We start from the raw sequence: 18,995 nt of genomic DNA, 5'->3' as shown, positions 1-18,995 counted from the left end.
GCTGGTGAAGCGCCAGATGTACGGCCGCGGAAAGCTTGATCTGCTTCAAGCCCGCCTGATCGGTGCGACATGAGCACCAAATGTGCGTCAGAGCCCAAAATTCACCCCTTGGAGGTGCGGACAGATTCTTGGACTGCTTATGCTGCAATTCCAAGGTTCCGGCGGTATTCGGCTGGGCTAATCCCGCCACTTCATGCAGCAGCTGGATTCTTACATCCAGTGGTACAACCAGCATCGTATAACGCTCTCACTGGAATGGTACCAACATACAACGTTCACTGTGATTGAGGTACGCCAAGCGCAACTGCTAGCGTTGCCTCGAGGGCTTTAGCAGAAAAGGGTTTCGCTAACACGGGCCATTTAATGAACTCGGGAGGCAATCCCGCGGTCCCATATCCGGTGCTGAAGATAAATGGCACGCCGCGCTCACGCAGCACCTCCGCAACAGGAAAACTGCGCTCTCCGCCAAGATTCACATCGAGCACAGCCAGATCAATCTCTTCGGCGGCCGCGACTGCGCAGGCTTCCTGTAATTCAGCTACGGACGCAACGATTTCGCAGCCGAGATCCGAAAGCATATCTTCGATCAGAAGAGCAACGAAACCCTCGTCCTCAACGACGAGAACCTTGATGCCGCTAAATTCACTCATGCAGCAACGAGCCCGGGCGCAATCGACATGCGGCACACAACTCCCGAAGGTTCGAAGGTGAGGTCGAGTTCACCACCGAGATCCCGCTCGATACACCGTTCCATCAACTTGCTGCCCGTGCCGCGACGTGTGGGCGGCACGACCGGTGGCCCACCATGCTCGCGCCATTCGAGGATCATCCTCGGTTTCAGGTCAGTACCCTCTTCCAGTCGCCAGGAGATCGAAAGCCTGCCCGCCCCTGAGGACAGAGCTCCATATTTCATAGCATTGGTGGCGAGTTCGTTGAGCACCATCGTGATGTTCAACGCCGTGCGAGGGTCCAGATCAACAAAGGGTCCATCGATCTCGACCTGCCGTCCTGCATTACCGGCCAATGCCGTCAATACTTCCCGGGTGAGTGCGTCCAGGGAAGCACCCTCCCAATTGCGTCTCGTCAGCAAATCATGAGCGCGCGACAGAGCGAGTAGTCTTGCCTCGAACCGATGGGAAAAATCTTCCAGGCTGTCAGCATGCCGCGCCGTCTGAGCCGCCAGTGACTGCACCGTCGCCAGCGTGTTCTTCACACGATGGTTGAGTTCGTCGATCAGCAGCCTCTGCCGGTTCTCCGCCTGCTTGCGCTCGGTGATATCCACCAGCATGTTGATTGCACCTATCAGCTTGCCGTCGGCGTCATGAAGAGGTGTAGGGTAGGGAGTGAACGGAATGCGTCTGCCGTCCGGCCGTTCGGCGATTGCCTCGGCGCCGCGAACGGCACGATTTTCCTTCAACGCCACAGCCATAGGGCATTGGTCGTGGGGAAGCAGCGTGCCGTCGGTATTATAAAGACGCCAGGTGACGCACCACATCTCGCCGATCTGGGGTGTACGGCCTGACATCTCCACGGCAGCGTTATTGAAGAAGGTGATACGACCGGTCGCATCCGTTGTATAAACCGCCGCCGGCAGTGCCTCCAGCAGATCGCGAAGGTGCTGTTCGCTCTCGCGTATCCGGTCCTCCATCTGCTTGGCGACCGTCACATCCTGGAGCACCCGTACCCCGTAGCGGAAGCCCCCGGCTGTATCCAGAACGGACGAGCTGTAAACATCCAGGTAGACCGTGGTGCCATCGGGCCTCATTGCCCGTTTGCGTAGGACGTAGTTATCGATTTCGCCGGCGGTCTGGCGCGCATAAAGAGCACCATCCTCGTGTCGGTCCTCTTCTTGTGTGTAATCGAAGAAGGTCATGTTGAGGAGCTCCTCGCGGGAGCGTCCCAACATCCGGCAGAGAGTGTCGTTGACGCGCAGCAACCGGCCGCCTTTGTCAGCTTCCGCAATCCCGATCGTGGCGGCGTCATAGGTTGCGGCCAGCCGCTCGTCGCTTTCATGGCGAGCAGTCTCGGCCTCACGAAGATCGGTTACATCAGTCGTAAAACAGCGCGTGCTGATGAACTTGCCATCCTCAAACCGGCTGTTGGACGTGATCAGCACCTGCTTGATGGACCCGTCCTTGGCACGCAGACGTGCGGGATACCGGTCGAGCTTTTCGCCGCAGGAAAGCTTGTGGAGGATGTCGCCGATGACGGGTGCGTCCATATGAAACTCGACAATATGGCGACCCACATATTCCTCAGCTGTATAGCCGAGAAGCGCAAGCTCGGCCTTGTTCGCACGCTGGATGATGCCGTCGCCGCCGACGATATGCAGGCCGATCGCGCTGTTCTCAAAGAAATCCTCGAGATCGGCGTTCTTCTGCTGGATCGCTTCTTCCAGCTCTTTATGTCCGGAGATATCCTGGAAGCAGTTGATCGCGCCCTGGATACTGCCTTCCTGGTCCTTCAGGGCCCGAATATTGACGAGGGCTGTAAAGCGTGACCCATCGGGCCGTTCCATGACGACCTCGGCATTGCGCGTCGACGTGCCGGCGAAGATTGCCGTCGCCATGGGGCATACGTCATGCGCAAGCGGCGTGCCATCGGGGAGGAAGAGGGCATGGGACCCGCAGAACCGGGGACGTTTGTCGCCGACGGGGGGAGTTTGTCCCCACAGCTCTGCGGCCTCGGAATTATAGCGCACGAGCCAGCCGTCCTGGTCGCAGAGATAGACTGCGCCAGGGATCGCGTCGAGAACACTTGGGGCAGCTGCGGTGAGCGCCTCGAACTCGGTCAGCCGTCGCGCGGCGGCAGGAAACTCTTCGATATTGGACATGCAACTTATCCCCTCGGGCCCTGAGGCCGGAAACCTGGCGCCAGCCAAAGCTGAACCCGGACCCGCACCCCGCCCTTGCACGCTTCACTAAGCGTAACCACAACAAACGCAACAATTCAGAATCGGTTCCACCCGCCAAGAACAGGGACAGCGTATTTATTCCGGTACTTCGCACCATTATACCCCGGGGGTGCGGCCCCAGACCGTCCAGGTTCGGCCAAGGAGACGAGGTACTCGACGGCCGCCCACAATGTTCCTATGTTCACCCCAGCCTGGGGCGGAAACCACGGGGAGCAGCGGCTTCTCGCACCAAAGTCGGAGGGATCATGTCGGTTATCGCAAGAAACAATGTCACCGTACGGGGCGAAGGACGGCGCGCCATGGTCTTTGCGCACGGCTTCGGCTGCGACCAGAACATGTGGCGGCATGTCACGCCGGCCTTTGAACAGGACTATAAGGTAGTCCTCTTCGACCATGTCGGCTGCGGCAAGTCCGACCTCACCGCCTATGACCATGCCAAGTACTCCATCCTTGCCGGTTATGCGGCTGATGTCGTCGAGATAGGTCAAGTCCTGGACATCACCGGGGGCGTGTTTGTCGCCCACTCCGTCAGCGCAATGATCGGCATTCTTGCCTCAATCGAAGCACCTGATCTGTTTAGCGAGCTTGTCCTGATCGGTCCATCGCCCCGCTATATCAACGACGAAGGTTACGAGGGTGGGTTTACGCGAGAACAGATCGAGGAACTGCTGGAATTCCTGGATGATAATCACATGGGGTGGTCCTCCGCGATGGGCCCGGTGATCATGGGCAACCCGGATCGCCCCGAGCTCAGCGAGGAGCTTGTGAACAGTTTTTGCCGTACCGACCCGGATATTGCCAAAGCGTTCGCGCGCGTCACCTTTCTGTCGGACAACCGGGCGGATCTTCCGCGTTGCCAGGCACGTGCGCTTGTGATCCAATGCAAGCAGGATGTCATCGCCCAGCAGGGCGTCGGAGAATATGTACGGGATCACTTGCCACGGGGAGAGATGGTCGTCATCGATGCAACAGGACATTGCCCGAACCTGAGCGCGCCTGCCCAGGTCATCTCCGCGATCAAAGCCTTTGTGTAATGCGGAGGCTCAAACAGGACTGGAGGGCATCATGGAGGATCTGGACGACCTCTACGAGAATGCCCCATGTGGATACCTCTCTCTGGCCGCTGATGGCGTGATTGTCAAAGCCAATCGCACGCTTGCCGGATGGCTTGGCATGCAGAGCTTCGACCTCCTTGGTAAGCGGTTCTACGATCTGCTCAATGTTCCGGGGAAGATTTTTTACGAGACCCATTTTGCGCCCTTGTTGCGAATGCAGGGGCACTTCAATGAAGTCGCCTTGGATCTTGTTGGGTCGGATGGAAGAAAGCTCCCCGTTTTGGCAAATGCAGCCGAGCGCCGCTCGAACGACGGAGGAGTTCAATTTACCCGCATAACCCTGTTCCAGGCGGCGGATCGGCGCCGATACGAGCGCGACCTGGTGGATGCGAAGAACGCCGCCGATCGGGCCCGCCGAGAACTCGAGGAACTGAACAGAACCCTGGAAGAGCGTATCGATGCCGGCATTGCCGAGCGGCTCCAGCTTGAGCAAGGGCTGCTTGCGGAAAAGGAGGTGGCTCGCTTGAGGGAGCAGTTCGTTGCAATCCTCGGCCATGACCTGCGCAATCCGCTGGCGTCGATCGCTGGTGGGCTCAACATCCTGACCCGGGAACCGCAGTCCGACAAGGCCCGGCGCGTTCTGGCTATGATGAGCCAAAGCACCGAGCGCATGTCCAGCCTGATACAGGACATGCTTGATCTCGCGCGCTGTCGAGCTGGCCAAGGCATTGCTATCGACCCGAGGCCCACGGACTTGCGGTCCGTGCTTGAGCAGGTTGTCCAGGAATTACAGACCGCACATCCCGGGCGAGACATCCTGAGTTCGCTTGATATCGGGGGCGAGATACGTTGTGACGGCGACCGGGTTGCTCAGTTGGTATCGAACCTGCTGGGCAATGCTTTGGCGCATGGGGCCCCTGACAGACCGGTGAAGGTCGTCGCGGCTCCAGGCGTGAACGAACTAGTGATAACGGTTGCGAACGAGGGCGACCCAATTCCCGGACATGTGAAGGACCACCTGTTCGAGCCCTTCTTCCGCGCCACAAGCTCCGCGGAGAAGCAGGGGCTTGGCCTCGGCCTTTTTATCTGCAGTGAGATCGCTCGAAGCCATGGCGGTAGGCTTGAGGTCCACTCCGACGACAACCAGACCGCCTTCCTGTTCCGGATGCCGGTCTAGCGCCATCAAGCCAGTGGCATCGTGCACGGCCAGTGAAGGCAAAAGCGGTTAAGAGATTCGGCCGTGAAAAGATGAACCTGCCCCGATGTGATGGCGTTCCAACGCCTCCTGCGAAGGATACATATGTCGCTCGCGACAAACCCAATAACCCCGATAGTTAATCGCTCGTGGCGCCGAAGCCGGTGGTCTGTTCAGACCGCTTATGGCCCGGCATCGAAACCTTGAATCGCTGCGGCAGAGGCGCAATACTAGGGTATTGGGAAGTTCAGGTGGCGAGGAAGGAGATGCAAAATGCCTCTGACCGATGTTCGATGGACCCGTCCTGTAAAGGTCCGGCTTCAGTGTGGACTGGAGCACACCTTCACCAGCATCTACGATGCGCTCGATTTCCTGGAGAACGAGTGGCCGATACGCCACGGGCAACATCATGAGCAAGCCGTGAAACGATGCCGTCGCGTCTTGAGCGGTATAATCCCAGCAGAGATTGCACGTGAGGCTTTTGTCGCGGCTTGTCTTGAGGCCGGTTTGTCAACGCTCACGTCTCCGCTGAAGCCACGGCACTCCGTTGACGTTCAAATCCCCTGGGAAGTCCTGCATCATCGCTAGCGCACCAATTTGTGTGCACAGCGAGCAGTCGCCCCGCGACGTGCAGCCCTTCGAATGTTGTTTTTGAAGTGGCTGGAGCTTTCTCTCGTTTTGCTTTCGAAGAAAAAAGTTTCGAGGCACCGCTCGAGCGTCCGGTAGCGCCCCTCCAGCCGGAACCGACCTCCTGAAAAATTCGCTCACAGCCCGCAGCGCACAATTCGCCATCTGCGCATCGTGGCCTGGTCGCCGGTCAAGACGCGTGCATAGCCGATAAGCCGTGGGGGTGCCGATGACGGATTTGTGCCTGGCCGTTTTACCATGGTTGGGGCAGGCGGACCGTGACCAGCGTGAAATGCGCTCTATCGGCCATGTGCGGCGGAAATGCCAGACTAGGGACTTCGGAGGAGGGGAGGGGTAGGAGGGTATCGCCTGAGAGAATGATTACAGAGAAATCCGCATTCGCTCGGGAGGGGAGAGTGGCCCTGAGCGGCCCTCATAACAGGCCCAGTTGGCCCGAAGCTGCGTTCTTGGCCAACTCGAAGAACGTTGTGGGAACAAAGCCTGCGGGACTGACCCGCGATGTGCCCGCGCTCCCTTGGACGGGATCAATATCCCGGCGCAAACGCTGGCGAAGCGCAGGATCGTCGTGAACTGGGGTCAATGGCGTCGTCCATGGGTTCACGGTTAAGCTGTGCCTTAACCGAAGATGTTTAGGCAAATTATAGGTTTGAAAGCTACTTTAAGTGCCAGGATGACGGTCGCATAGAATTGGGGGGCAGATGAATTTTCCGAAGCTTGGCAGGCTTGTGACGCTAAGTGCCAAGAGCGTATGGCAGTATGAGGCGCAAACCTTTACGCCGTGGCTTGCCGAAAATCTCGATCTGCTGGGCGAAACCCTCGGCATCGGGGAGCTCGAACTGAAAAACACCGAGGTTCCCGCCGGTGAGTTTCGGCTTGATATCCTTGCGGAAGATGGAAGTGGCAATCCCGTTTTGATCGAGAATCAATTTGGGAAGACCGATCATGGTCATCTTGGCCAGCTGATCACCTACATGGCAAGCCAGCGCAAGGATACGACGGCAATATGGATTGCCGAAAAAATCCGAGAGGATCATAGGGCTGCCATCGATTGGCTCAACGCAACCACAGCGAATGGGTTTGACTTCTTTGCTGTCGAGGTAGAGGCCTTAAAGATTGGTGACAGTGATCCTGCTCCATTCTTTCGGATAGTGGCGCAGCCAAACAACTGGTCACGAGCCATCGACGCCAAAGTAGCTACCGATCAAGATCTGGCAGAACGTCATATTCTGAGAATGGCATATTGGAATTCATTCGCGGAATTCCTGAAAACGCGGGATACGAGTTTTTCCGTTCGGAGGGATAATAGGGAAGATCGGCAGGAATTCAAAACAGGGCGCTCTTGGTTCGTCATCAATGTAACAATAAACATCTTGAAGAAACGAGTGGGCGTAGAACTGTATATGTATCGCGACCCGCTGAAGAATGCCATACGCGCCCTTGAGGGGGATCGAGCTGCGATTGAGCAAGAGATTGGTGATCATTTAGAATGGCAGGAATTACCTGGCAGAAAAGCGAGCAAGATCACCTTATACCGTTACAACGTCGATATAACCGAGGAAAACCAATATCCAAGCATTCACGAATGGATGCTGGATAAAATGCAGCGGTTTCGCAGGGCCTTTGTTCCGCGCGTCAAAATGCTGAACTCCGATGCTGATGATCTGCCCAGCGAGCAGATGACCGACGAGCATCTATAATTCGGCTGGCCAGCAGTGAACATGGATCACCACGATAAGCGAGACCAGCATGGCATACTTTTCCATTCGCCGGAAATAAATAGGTGGATGAGGCCCATCCAGTAAGGTTTACTACAGTGTCGGCCTCTATCGGCCCTCACAGCATCCGTGCAGCGCGCCCGGTTCGCCGCGTGACGTTGTTGTAGTAGCTGGAAGCCTGCTGCACGGAGCGGTGCCGCGATTGCTCCATCGCCTCGGGAAGTGGAATGCCACGATTCGCCGCTTCTGTCAGATACCCCGATCGTAGCCCATGCGCTGAGAACTCCCCAGGCTCCAACCCTGCCATCTCCGCCCGCTGCTTCAGAATGGCATTCACCGACTGCGGATCGAGCGCACGCTTCGACACCGTTCCCCAGCGCCCGATCCCCCGAAACACGCTGCCTTTGTCGATTTTGGCCGCCGCCAGCCAGGCGCCAAGCGCTTCCACCGGCCGACCAGTGAGATAAACGATCTCGTCCTTTTCGCCGGAGCCAGTTTTGGTGCGACCGAGATGAATGGCAAGAGAGGGGAGGGGAGGGCCGTCTGGCACCAGGATGGGCGGCTCAACGGTCAGCTGCTCATACCGCAGCCCGGCGATCTCGCTGCGCCGGCGGCCGCCGGAGGCGAAGGCGACCATCAGGATCGCCCGGTCGCGCAGATCGCGAAGGCTGTCGGTGGTGCAGGTCCCCAGCAGTTTTGACAGGACGTCGCCAGTGACCGCCTTGGCGCTCTTGCGAAGACGTTGTCTTGGCGCGGCTCGGATCGCCAGCCGAATGGCTGATTTGAGGGCGGGGGAGGTGAAGGCACCATCCAGTCCGCGCCATTTGGTCAGCGTCGACCAGTTCGCCAGCCGCCGGCGCACCGTCGCTGGAGCGTGTGGGCCGACGGATTTCAAAAACCCCTGGCGCCGAAGCTTTTCGTCGACGTCGGCGGGCATGCCGTGATCGGCATCGGTTGCATGCTTCTCCGGATCCCAGAGATGCTGCGCGACAAATTTGAGCAGCAGCGCCTCTGGCGCCGGCCAGGGCAGCGACTTTCCGGTTGCCGCCAATCCCCAGGCTTCCAGATAGGCCAGATCCGAGGTCAGTGCCCGCAGCGTGTTGGCGCCCATACCCGCGTTGACGAGGTGGCGAAGCGTTTCCACATCCTGGTCGGTCAACAGCTCGGCGAGCTCATCACGCCGGTCGATCGGCAACACCGACGCAATGGTGTCGAGCTCGACCGCCCGGCGATCGACCCCAGACAGTCCGTCGGACTTCGATGCCTTCGGCATCAGTCGATCTCGACGTGCGGCCGCCAGCGCCGGATGATCTGGATAATCTCCGGCTTGTAGGCGTCGGGATAGGACAGCGTCTCCTCGCGGGCGATGAAGGTGAAGACGGTGATCATGTCCTCGCAGATTTCAGGATCGAGGTCGGTCAGGTCGAAACCCCGATGCACATCCGCATTCCACCAGGCGAGCAAAAAATTGGCGACACGGCGGCCTTGGCCGGTATCGCCGTGCGCGACGTTGAGCAGCTTTTCGAGGGGAAACGGACGCGATCTTCCATGGTGGGAGCCTTTGCGGAGCGGGATTTGCCCCAGATTAGGTGGATTCGCGGGCTTTGTCGATCTACCACCGATAAGCAGTACTTATCGGTGGTTAGAGGACTAACCCACAATCATACCATGTGAGGAGCCCTAACCTAGCGATAGAGTTCTCGTAAGACTTCGTTTACCATAAATTCAATGGCTTATGACTTCGAAAAATTGGCAATTTTCCGAGTCTTCTCGAACCGGCGTTTCGCGCCGGTATTTCTCTAACGCGTCTGGACGAGCGTATCGCCCGTTCACCGGTCGGAATCGGCTGGATTGAGCGTACCCACTTTGCCGACGCCTGTCCTTCACTGTGGATCGACGGCGAGCTCGTGCATCTCGAGGACCTCGTGCTTCACGATGCCACACGCGATATTCGCACACCCACCCATGACAATCGCCCGCGACGTGCTTCGCACCCGTCGGCGCATCGCCGGGCAACCCCCCGTCTGGGCAGTTTCGGCGGACGGCATCCGTTCGCTGCGGAAAACCTCGGAGATCGGGTCGGGCGGCGGGGACGAGGCGTCGACGGCCGGAACTGTTCGGGCGGGGGTCGCGATCACCCCTGGAAGGGGAGGGGGACGACGGTGAAGTCGTGGAAAATCTGCCCGGTGTCGACTATGCCGCCATCGATGCGGTCCTGGCCCGATCGGTAGCGGCGATCGAGAACGCAATACGGCCCGGCCGTGTCGCGGGCAGCCGTGCTGCCGAAAAGGATTCGCTGGTCTATGATCTCGACTGGGACGAGGATTCTAGGCTCGACGAATGGCGTGGTGTGCTGCGCCAGGCCGAACACTTACCGGCGGTGCTGCAGGCGATCGTTGCCCTCGATGCGTGGAACGAACTTGCCGTCCTTCAGCACGCGCCCTGGCTCGGACGGCTACTGGTCGCCTCGATCCTGCGCCAGGCCGGCATCACCACCGGCTCTCACCTGGCCGCCATCAATCTCGGCCTGAAAACCATTTCCGTCGATCGGCGCCGGCATCGTGATCGGGAGATGCGGCTTCTCGCCATGGCCCACGGGTTTTTGGCAGCGGCCGAGATCGGCATGAAAGAGCATGACCGGCTGACGCTGGCGAAAACGATGATGGACCGAAAACTTGAAGGACGGCGGACGTCGTCGAAATTGCCGGAGCTGGTCGAGCTGGTGATGGCGAAACCGCTCGTGTCGGCAAACATGGTGGCGAGGTAACGCCGCAGGCGGCGCCGCGGATCGTTTTGGAACTCGGCCTCCGGGAGATGACGGGGAGGGGGAGGTTTCGGGCGTGGGGGGTGCTATAGACGGCCGATTGTGGTCAGATGAATCTGCTCGATGGGGGCATATACGATCGTGTTCCTCCGCTGTTTGAAGGCGGCGCGCAAAATTATCGCCGACAAGCTTGGGGTGCCGATCGATGATGTGGATCTGGAAGAGGTGTAGGACCTTATCGCACTAACATGAGACGTGTCGCCTCGGCGACGCGTTTCCATATGCGCCGCTGGCGCCGGAGGGGCGGAGCCGGAATGCGCTAAACCAAATTGCGCCGACGTGACGACCGAGCCCTGATACGGCCGGGAGGCCGTCACCGAGCCGCATGCCCCTGGGTCGATTGCCTGCTTGCGATCCACACCGGGAGAGCAGGGAGGGTCGGCAAGAGCCTCCCGTGAAGCGCCGGCAGGAGGCTTGTGGCGCTTCATGGCCCGGGTGAGGGGCGGCCCTACCCCCCGGCCGCGTTAACAGGTGTTGCAAGGCCGCAAGCACGCGGAGCCGCGCCCTGTCACGGTCACAGGATCCGGGATAGCCGACGGCCGCGCGTTGAGCGATCAAGTGCACCGTTCGTACATTGGAGGGTAGAGCGCCTTTTGGAACATTCCCTGATGCCCCTTGTTAGACCCAGACCTCCAATGGAAAGGATCACTCATGTTCATGAGAGTCGATCAGCTGCAGGCCCACCTGCCAGCGCCGAAACGTGCAGACCCAAATGCCGCCGCCGCGCTTCAAGAGTTGCTTGGCGGGAAGTACGGCGAGATGTCGACGCTCGGGAACTATATGTTCCAGAGCTTCAACTTTCGATCGAAGGAAAAGCTTCGGCCGTTCTACAGTCTCGTCGCGGCTATCACAGCGGAAGAACTCGGCCATGTTGAGCTTGTAAGCAACGGCGTCGCCATGCTCAACAACGGACCGGACGTCGCTGACGGGGACGCCGGAGACGGTGGCGACATATCGGGCGCGCCATTTGAGGACATGAAGGATATCCGTCTGGCTGCGAGCTTTCTGTCTGGCGGCGGCGGCGCAATGCCCATCAACAGCAATGGCGTTTCCTGGAACAATGACTTCATCACCACGACGGGCAATGTCGTGCTTGACCTCTTGCACAACTTCCACCTTGAATGTGGAGCCCGGCTTCATAAGCTCCGTGTCTACGAAACACTGAGCGACCCGACTGGGAGAGAGGTATGCGGCTATTTGTTAGTTCGGGGTTCAGTCCACGCACACGCTTATGCCTTGGCCCTCAAGAAAATCACCGGCGTCGAGATTGAGAAGTTCCTGCCGACACCGAACATCCCGCTAAGTAAGATACCAGAATCTCAGAAGTACCTCGACGAGGGCTCCCACCGCAGGCTCTATACCTTCAGCCCGGCCGACTACAAAGAAATGGCAGGCATATGGGGCAACGGGGAAGTTGCGCTTCCAGACGACCCGCCGGGTGAACTCGAAGTCGTAGACGGTATGCCCGAGGGCGGTAAAATCCATCAATTGGTCGGTGTGCCATCAGCCTTTACGCCGGATTATGCGCCCGAAGAGATGTTTGAGATTGCTCAAAAGCTCTACAAGAAGTCGCGCTAAGGTATAACAGCAGCAGTATATCGTTTGGAGGGGGCAGCGGACGTACCCCCCACCAAATTGGATCATTGATCGCGTGCACAGAGACGTCCTTGTTTAGAAGATATTAGGGCGTTCAAGATGGCTTGCGTCACTCACCTGTCAACGGGACCACGCTATGCGTCCGCCTTCGTAGATCTAGTCGCCTTCATGCAGCGTAGTGGTAGTTGCTTGATTTCCTCGGATGCGACTGCTCGATCTGGAATTGCTCGGTGCGGCTTGTTCCGCTTCAGATGGGCTCGGAATGCCCGACGGTGTTGCTTGGCTTGTTCAGATGACGCCTGATGCGGATTTTACGCGGCGGGGCCACCAGTGGCGGCTGCGTATCAGAGAGCGCTTCCCGAGCGGCCGAGCTCAGGTTCAAAGCTACGAAGTCAGCCTCTTCGAGATCAAGCGTTAGCTTGTCGTCCTGGCTTTCCGTCCATAGAACCGCGCCCACCCGCGCCGCCGGGTAAAGACGCTTGAGCCTGCGGACAACCATGCGGGCGTGCCTGCCCGAGTCCTCATTTAGGAAGCAGACGACGATGGCGCTTGTTCGTTCCGGCACCAAATTGGTGCCACGGCGATCGGAAAGATCTAAGTGCCTTGCTACCACCACCTCGGCTCCTTGGACCTGGAGGACTTGAGCGAGCATGGCTGCTGACGCATCGTCCAGCGGCCCCCTGCCGCCGATGCAGAAGACTGTTTTGCCACTCCCGTCCGGTAGTTCCGCTGCATCATCGCTAACCTTGATCGGCGTCAAAGGGCGCTGATCTACCTTGGTTTCATCTTTAGGAGCTTGCTCCTCCTGCTCTTCTTCCTGGGCGATGTCGGCAAGATTGGAGACCAGAGCAATGGCAGCTTCATAAACCTGATCCATTTGTTCCGCCCTCAAGACACCACGACGCCGGTCCTTCTCAGCAAGCAAAAGGGCCGGAATAGCCACTTGGCTGTAGTAGTCCTCCAGATAGTCCTCCTCAAGCAGCTCCTCCGCGTAGTCAGTCGCCTCATCGGGGTCTCCTGCGAGTAGCCGTTGATAGAGGCGCTCCTTAGGATCGAGCACCGGCTCGCTTCCAAATAGAACCTCCAGGAACTCGAACTGCGGGACGTATCGGCCCAGGACTACAAGGCAGACGGTCAGTGGTGTCGATAGGACCAGGCCGACTGGTCCCCAAAGCCACGCCCAAAAAATCGCAGCGACGACGATTGCCAAGGGGGACAGCCCAGTGCGAGATCCATAAAGCCACGGTTCCACGATATTGTTGCTGGTCAATTCCAAAATGAGAAATATGGCCGCAACCCACAAAACGAGGCTCCAGCCTGAGTCGACCGCGAACGCTAAGAACAGGGGCAGAACCATCGCTATGACAGGCCCAATGTAGGGGACAAAACGGAGGACGATCGCGAGCATTCCCCAGAGCGCTGCGTTCGGAACCCCCACCACCCATAGACCGAGCGCCAACGGGACGCCGTACGTACAATTGACCACCAACTGCATGAGCAGATATCGCCCGACCCGGCTGCCGGCCTCCTGGATTGCCTCTGTTGTTCGATGCAGATCTCCGTAGCCGACGAGGCGGATAAAGCGGTCGCGAAGCGTTTCTCGCTCCAAGAGCATGAAAATGACCACGACTATGACCAGGCCTAGTGAGGCTATGGGGCCAAGCAGGGGGCCGATCAGGCTCGTGAGCGTGGCGATTGGACGACTAGGCGCAAATATCTCAACGAGAAGCGGTTCGCGGGGTATCGGTCCAGCACCTGGGCCCGCATGTGGCTGACCATCATTGTTGAGTTCACGGCCCACGCTCTCAATGGCGGCCATAAGGCGTCGGATGAAACCGTTGTCCGTTCCGCTATCTTGAAGCGCCCGGATCTTGGCTATGATATTGCCTTGGTATTCCGGGAGCTTCTGAGCCACCTCGGCGACATGCCCAGCCACGACGAGCCCAAAAATCACGAGAAAAAGGAAGGCGAGCACGACGGTGATTATAACGGCGAGAATGCGCGGGAGACCCAACTTCCGCAGACGTGAAGAAATCGGAGCGAGGGCGAACGTCAGCAGGACTGCAATTGCCAGAGGAAGAAGCACGTCCTTGGCGAAATAGAGAATAGCGATAACTGCAAGCACGCTTACAAAGGCAGGCAGGCTTGATGACGGAGAAGAGTTGGAAATCGAATAAACGCGTCGCGGACCGCTGAGATCATTTAGCAATTCCACCTCCGCGCTTCAGCGTAGCTTGAACAGGTCGACGGTCGGCCGTTTCAGCTTTGGAATATGGAGCGTAGATTGGCATCGGCAATGTTGCGGAACAGCGTCTGTTTGTTCCATCAGCGTCGAGGGCGTAAGATTGATGATGGCAAAGTACGGAGCTTCGACTTTATTCTAAGGCTTTGGGTGGATAGCAGACTCTAGAATAGTCAAGACCATTAACTCGGCCAAGAGGTGTGATGACGTCGATCAGAGAAAGCTTACGTCAGAGCCTGTCCGGTATCTCGACTGTCTGCCGCTGGGCGCGAAGCAAATTGCGGGGGCCTTGGTTCCGATCGCTTCAAGGCGGGCGAAGCTCTTGCTAAACGGGCGCCACCCGTGATTAGACGTCTGCCTATTGCCGAACGAAACCCGCGAGGCGGACCATTTGGGTAGCGCGACCGTCCTGAATCATGGTGTTCATCCGTTCCATAACCGCCGCATTAGGCTCTCCGCAAATCTCGAACGCGGCCACCGTGCAATGCTGCATAACTTCAGCGATGTAGGGATCGGCAAGTCGCCAGTGTTCTAGGATCGCTTCGGAATCTCGATAAAGTTGATAGCTGACGGCGGTCAGTTGTTTTTCGTCAATGAACGTCTGCACCATCAATTGCGGACCGTGTTCACTCACGAAATCTACTGCCGCGCAAATGGCTTGCTTGAAGGCGTCCATGTGGCCTTCGGTAATCTTCATCGTGTTGCGAAACAGGATCATTTCATCGGGTTGCAGTTCCATCTGTTAGGTATCCCTTCTTAACTGTTCCATTGTTGAACTGGTATGGGCAACCTGATGCTCACCAAACCCAAGAAGCGCCGCGGGCCTGGCTTCAGTTTGAGGTTATGAACTGGCTTGCGGCAGGCAACTCGAGGTGACAGAGGCCACATCTACGGCCTCTGGTTGTTCGCTGCGGCGTTACAGGCACTGCTGCAGTTTCTCCCAAATTTTTTCTCCGACTTTGGCGAGCCGACTTGCTTTGCCTGACTCTCCACTTTCACCAACCATTGGACCACCTACCGATAAGTCTCACTGGGCCCGCCTGTCATCGAAACTGATTGCCAGCGCTGACAGGATAGCCAATAGAACGGTTGCCGGGACAATGACTGATGCGGCTACCCACCCATATGCGCCGATCGCGACGCCCACCGCCACAGAACCGATAATCTGGCCAAGATTGCTGCCCTGCATAAGCAGACCGATCACGACTGGGGCAAGTCCAGCGGAAGGCGCAAGCAGCGGGGCAGACGATATTAGTGTAGCGGGAATCAAGCCGCCGACCGCCGAGAACAAGACGCAGAGCACGAACACCGGCAGAGGGCCAAGTACGTCAGAGAAAATGCCGATGCCTGCGAGGCCCATGATCAGATATGACCCTGCCAGAAGCAGTCGACGACTTGCGCCACGTGCCAGAAGATAACCCGCTCCAAGGTTGCCAATGATGTTCACGCCGCTAGCCAGAGCACTGAGAAAACCGGCCATGCCATGCTCGACTTCCATTTGCTGCATCAAAAGCACAGGGAGGAAGCTGAACAGGGCGAAGAACACAAGGCTATAGAATGTAAAGCAGGCAGCTAGTAGAACGGGCTGCCTGCCTGTGAGGACTCGCAACGCGTCAGACGCGATGCTTCTTGCAGAGTCTGTCGGCCCTCCCGATGCGGCCGGAACAATAGCGAGCGTGGTTGCAATTGCTGCTACTAAAAGACCTGCGTTCCCCCACCAGAGCGAACGCCAACCACTAAACAACGGACCTATTAGCATGGCGAGCCCCATACCGGCCGGCATGAAACAACTCCACAGAGCGAGCGCAAAGTCACGGTGCTCCCCTCGCACCACCCGGTTCAGAACGGCAGGGGCAGCAACGGTAACCAGGAGAAATCCAGTGCCCTCCAAGAACCGTGCCGCGAGGAGCACGACATAACCTGGCGCCATTGCGCCCATGATGGTGCCTGCGCTGAGCAATCCAAGCCCGATGATCATGATACGGCGGTCTCCACCATTCGAGACCCATGCGCCCGCAGGAATACCGCCGACAAGTCCAAGGACAGAAAAGATCCCCGTCAGCCACCCGATCGCCGCAAGGCCGAGACCCCACTCCGACTGCAACATGGGTGTCGCAATGGCAGTCTTACCGACTTGAAGTGCGCTGATCACGCCGGACGCCACCACGACACAGATTACGCCCCAGGTTTGGGGCACAGTCGAAGCGTACGCTCTCGGAGGCATCACGCAGCCTCCCTCAACCTCGCCGAAGCCAGAGCGCGAGCAATTTCGGTCACGTGCCGACCCTGAAACCGTGCTCCATCCAATTCGTTGCTGCTTGGCTGACGATCACCTCCATTACCGTCATCGGCCAACGTGGACGCGCCATAGGGAGAGCCCCCGGTGATCTCGTCCATCCGCCCTTGCCCCTTATAGGTATAGGGCAAACCGACAACCACCATGCCGAGATGGAGTAGAACGGTGTGAAAGGACAGGATCGTGCTTTCTTGGCCGCCATGCTGGCTGCCGGTCGAGGTGAAGACGCTGCCGACTTTGCCCACGAGCTTGTCCTCGAACCAAAGACCGCCGCACTGGTCGAGGAAGTTCTTCATTTGCGAGGCCATGTTACCAAAGCGCGTGGGGGTGCCGAATATTATGGCATCGTAGTCAGCGAGTTCCGGTACAGTGGCGATGTCGGCGGACTGATCACGTTTGTATCCGGCTTTCTCAGCGACAGGATCAGGTACGAGCTCTGGAACACGTTTGATCGCGACATCAGCGCCAGCATCCCTCGCCCCTTCAGCTACCGCCTGCGCCATCGCCTCGATGTGACCGTAAGATGAATAGTATAGCACCAGGACTTTAGTCATCGCACTTCCTCAGCTGCTTCACATTAGTTGCTGAAAAGATACCTCTGTTTTGCGTCAGAGGAAGTGATATAAGATCGATGAGTTTGATCGATTGGGTAGATCATGCTGGACGCTCTGACGCTTGATCAATTGCGGGTTTTCGTGACGGTGGCGGAAAGCGGAAGCTTTCGCTCAGGCGCCGCGCGACTATTCCGCGTCCAGTCAGCGATTAGTCATGCAATCGCCAATCTAGAGGCTGAGCTTGGGGTGGCCTTGTTTGATCGCGGCGGGCATCGTCCGGTGCTGACAGCCGAGGGGCACGCGCTGCTAGCTAATGCTCGCGACATCCTCCTCAGGATCGATGTGATGCGCGCTCGCGCCCGCAGTCTCGGCGAAGGCGTTGAGCTTGAGCTTTCTCTTACAGTGGACACCTTGTTCCCCGCCGCGGTCGTGGGCAAAGCGCTCTCTGAGATGCGAGTGGCCTATCCAGACGTGTCAATCCGACTCGCGGTTGAGCCGCTTGGCGGACCACCCACCGCGCTAATCGAGAAGCGCAGTACGCTATCTCTTCTGGTGGGCGAAAACTTCCGAGATCCGCGCATTGCACAAGAAGCTATCTGTGCTGTCAAGCAAGTTGCTGTGGTTTCATCCAACCACCCGCTGGGTCAATGGCCAAAGGACGAAAAAATTGGGGTGCCTGATCTTGCCGATCATCTGCAGATTGTCTTGACGGATCCGTCACCTCTGTCAGACGGACGAAGTTTCGGGGTGCTATCGCCTCAGACCTGCCGCGTCAGCAGCCAAGACGCTAAGCATGCGATGATTGTTGCCGGATTGGGCTGGGGGCGGCTGCCGCTCTGGCAGGTGGAACGTGATCTTCGCGATGGGCGCCTTGTGCGTATTGCAAGCAAGGCGTTGGGGCGCAATAGTGAGATTGCGTCGGAGGCTTACCTCGCGCATCGCATAGACCAGCCGCTGGGACCTGCCGCAGAGGCGTTCCGCCACGCTCTTATGCGTTCGGCTGCCGGGATATAATTGTGACTGAAAAACCGCCGTACTCTGGGACGAATTTCGATTAGGGCACGGTTAGATTCTTCACCAGCTACAAAGCCAGTCGCATTTCGCCTGCCCGAGTGAATCCAAGCTTTTCGTACATCGACGCGCCCGCGTCAGAGGCGTGGAGCACGACATCAGTGCAGCCGGCCGTTTTCAGGTGAATGATGGCTCGCTCGGTCAGGCTCTTGCCGACACCTTTGCCGCGGTAGCGCGGCTCCGTGTAGACCGACCAAATGTAACCGCGCCGGCGAACTGCCGGTTTGATGACTTCGGGATAAGGTGACCGCAACAAACAGCATATCGCCGAACCAGCGATTTCGCCGTTGACGATTGCGAGGAATCCGCCGTGGCTCCCATCACTCCGCGTTTCTCCGATGAAGCGAGCGACGGCTTCGGTGGCGTCGGGAGCATAGTCTTCCAGCCGCGTGCCGTAGCTATCCCATATAGCGAGGTAGTGCGTCACCAGAACGGGGTCGTCGGCCGGACCGACAGGAACGATTTGCAACTCATTCGACATCATTTATCTATCCCACACTCTCAAAAAGGCCCAATGGTGTAGCCATTTCAGCTTCGTCGCGAACTCTTTCGACCATGGGCCGGCAATACGCGAGTTGTCGCCGCGGAAGATCAACGGGCTTCGGCTGTGCCCGGGGCCGAGCCGAACAACATCCGATGATCAGAGCGCGACGGAAACACCCATATGCTGTTGGCCATGATAGGATTGTCACTGCGCCGCGCCGTCGCCAATATGCCAGCGCGCTGCGCCGTCTTTAACAAACCGGTGACGCGCCTTCATGCAAGGCTCGCACGGCGCCAGCTTCGTCCTCTGGCCCAATTGGGCCACATATTCTCGAGGCCCTTCATCTCCTCGAGACAGCCGCATTATCCTCTATGTTTTTCTGACCTCGTTGGTCTCTCTCA

The 18,995-nt window shown here is 58.2% G+C and carries 16 protein-coding genes and 1 pseudogene; 7 read left to right on the top strand and 10 right to left on the bottom strand.

Annotated elements, in window-relative coordinates:
* The 3 genes from EDE05_RS27055 to EDE05_RS17565 all read right to left on the bottom strand — a co-directional run.
* Nucleotides 1-235 (bottom strand): hypothetical protein (locus EDE05_RS27055; protein WP_208325222.1); only part of this gene is annotated, 235 nt, incomplete at its 3' end.
* Nucleotides 236-275: 40 nt separating this feature from the next.
* Nucleotides 276-650 carry a response regulator gene (locus EDE05_RS17570; RefSeq protein WP_134102134.1) on the bottom strand — a complete coding sequence of 125 codons (375 nt, stop codon included), beginning with the start codon at nucleotides 648-650 and terminating at the stop codon, nucleotides 276-278.
* A complete protein-coding gene (locus tag EDE05_RS17565; RefSeq protein WP_134102131.1) occupies nucleotides 647-2,833 on the bottom strand; it encodes a PAS domain S-box protein in 2,187 nt (728 codons plus the stop codon). Before EDE05_RS17565 ends, EDE05_RS17570 begins: the two co-directional genes overlap by 4 nt.
* 326 nt (nucleotides 2,834-3,159) lie before the next feature.
* Here EDE05_RS17565 and EDE05_RS17560 point away from each other — a divergent pair, with 326 nt between their 5' ends.
* From EDE05_RS17560 to EDE05_RS17540, 4 genes are all read left to right on the top strand, one after another.
* Nucleotides 3,160-3,948, top strand: a complete 789-nt coding sequence (locus EDE05_RS17560; protein WP_134102128.1) for an alpha/beta hydrolase — start codon at nucleotides 3,160-3,162, stop codon at nucleotides 3,946-3,948.
* A gap of 31 nt (nucleotides 3,949-3,979) precedes the next feature.
* Nucleotides 3,980-5,146, top strand: coding sequence for a PAS domain-containing sensor histidine kinase (locus tag EDE05_RS17555; protein ID WP_134102125.1), 1,167 nt, complete (start codon nucleotides 3,980-3,982; stop codon nucleotides 5,144-5,146).
* A 291-nt stretch (nucleotides 5,147-5,437) separates the two neighbouring features.
* Entirely contained in the window at nucleotides 5,438-5,752 is a 315-nt protein-coding gene (locus tag EDE05_RS17550; RefSeq protein ID WP_134102122.1) for a DUF982 domain-containing protein, read from the top strand.
* Nucleotides 5,753-6,510: 758 nt separating this feature from the next.
* Nucleotides 6,511-7,509, top strand: a complete 999-nt coding sequence (locus EDE05_RS17540; RefSeq protein ID WP_134102119.1) for a DUF4268 domain-containing protein — start codon at nucleotides 6,511-6,513, stop codon at nucleotides 7,507-7,509.
* Between the two features lie 136 nt (nucleotides 7,510-7,645).
* Here the strand turns inward: EDE05_RS17540 and EDE05_RS17535 are convergent, their stop codons facing one another.
* Together EDE05_RS17535 and EDE05_RS27520 are read right to left on the bottom strand one after the other, a co-directional pair.
* Nucleotides 7,646-8,800, bottom strand: a complete 1,155-nt coding sequence (locus tag EDE05_RS17535; protein ID WP_134102116.1) for a site-specific integrase — start codon at nucleotides 8,798-8,800, stop codon at nucleotides 7,646-7,648.
* Nucleotides 8,800-8,967, bottom strand: coding sequence for a hypothetical protein (locus EDE05_RS27520; protein ID WP_348631515.1), 168 nt, complete (start codon nucleotides 8,965-8,967; stop codon nucleotides 8,800-8,802). The genes EDE05_RS17535 and EDE05_RS27520 overlap by 1 nt, the downstream gene beginning before the upstream one ends.
* Before the next feature lie 288 nt (nucleotides 8,968-9,255).
* On the opposite strand from EDE05_RS27520, the pseudogene EDE05_RS17525 reads away from it, so the two are divergent.
* Nucleotides 9,256-10,383: pseudogene (locus tag EDE05_RS17525) on the top strand (RHE_PE00001 family protein).
* Nucleotides 10,384-11,002: 619 nt separating this feature from the next.
* Complete coding sequence (locus EDE05_RS17520; protein WP_112800750.1) at nucleotides 11,003-11,929, top strand: manganese catalase family protein; 927 nt, start codon at nucleotides 11,003-11,005, stop codon at nucleotides 11,927-11,929.
* 265 nt (nucleotides 11,930-12,194) lie between these two features.
* On the opposite strand, the gene EDE05_RS17515 is transcribed toward EDE05_RS17520, so the two are convergent.
* The 4 genes from EDE05_RS17515 to wrbA all read right to left on the bottom strand — a co-directional run bounded on the left by EDE05_RS17515 (nucleotide 12,195) and on the right by wrbA (nucleotide 17,039).
* Entirely contained in the window at nucleotides 12,195-14,162 is a 1,968-nt protein-coding gene (locus EDE05_RS17515) for an AI-2E family transporter (protein ID WP_134102114.1), read from the bottom strand.
* A gap of 385 nt (nucleotides 14,163-14,547) precedes the next feature.
* Nucleotides 14,548-14,928, bottom strand: a complete 381-nt coding sequence (locus tag EDE05_RS17510; protein WP_134102111.1) for a hypothetical protein — start codon at nucleotides 14,926-14,928, stop codon at nucleotides 14,548-14,550.
* Between the two features lie 288 nt (nucleotides 14,929-15,216).
* Complete coding sequence (locus EDE05_RS17505) at nucleotides 15,217-16,413, bottom strand: MFS transporter (RefSeq protein WP_134102109.1); 1,197 nt, start codon at nucleotides 16,411-16,413, stop codon at nucleotides 15,217-15,219.
* Nucleotides 16,413-17,039: an NAD(P)H:quinone oxidoreductase gene (gene wrbA / locus EDE05_RS17500; protein ID WP_134102106.1), complete on the bottom strand. Its 627-nt coding sequence runs from the start codon at nucleotides 17,037-17,039 to the stop codon at nucleotides 16,413-16,415. The genes EDE05_RS17505 and wrbA overlap by 1 nt, the downstream gene beginning before the upstream one ends.
* Before the next feature lie 102 nt (nucleotides 17,040-17,141).
* Here wrbA and EDE05_RS17495 point away from each other — a divergent pair, with 102 nt between their 5' ends.
* Nucleotides 17,142-18,053 carry a LysR family transcriptional regulator gene (locus EDE05_RS17495; protein WP_134102104.1) on the top strand — a complete coding sequence of 304 codons (912 nt, stop codon included), beginning with the start codon at nucleotides 17,142-17,144 and terminating at the stop codon, nucleotides 18,051-18,053.
* Nucleotides 18,054-18,120: 67 nt separating this feature from the next.
* Here the strand turns inward: EDE05_RS17495 and EDE05_RS17490 are convergent, their stop codons facing one another.
* Nucleotides 18,121-18,594 (bottom strand): GNAT family N-acetyltransferase, encoded by a 474-nt coding sequence (locus tag EDE05_RS17490; protein ID WP_245519934.1) that lies wholly within the window; start codon nucleotides 18,592-18,594, stop codon nucleotides 18,121-18,123.
* Nucleotides 18,595-18,995: the final 401 nt, after the last annotated feature.

Origin of the sequence: Neorhizobium sp. R1-B, assembly GCF_004368875.1 — a bacterium.
Taxonomy (GTDB): domain Bacteria; phylum Pseudomonadota; class Alphaproteobacteria; order Rhizobiales; family Rhizobiaceae; genus Neorhizobium; species Neorhizobium huautlense.
The sequence above is the reverse complement of the archived record's forward strand: the minus strand, read 5'-3'. Positions and strand labels throughout refer to the sequence as shown.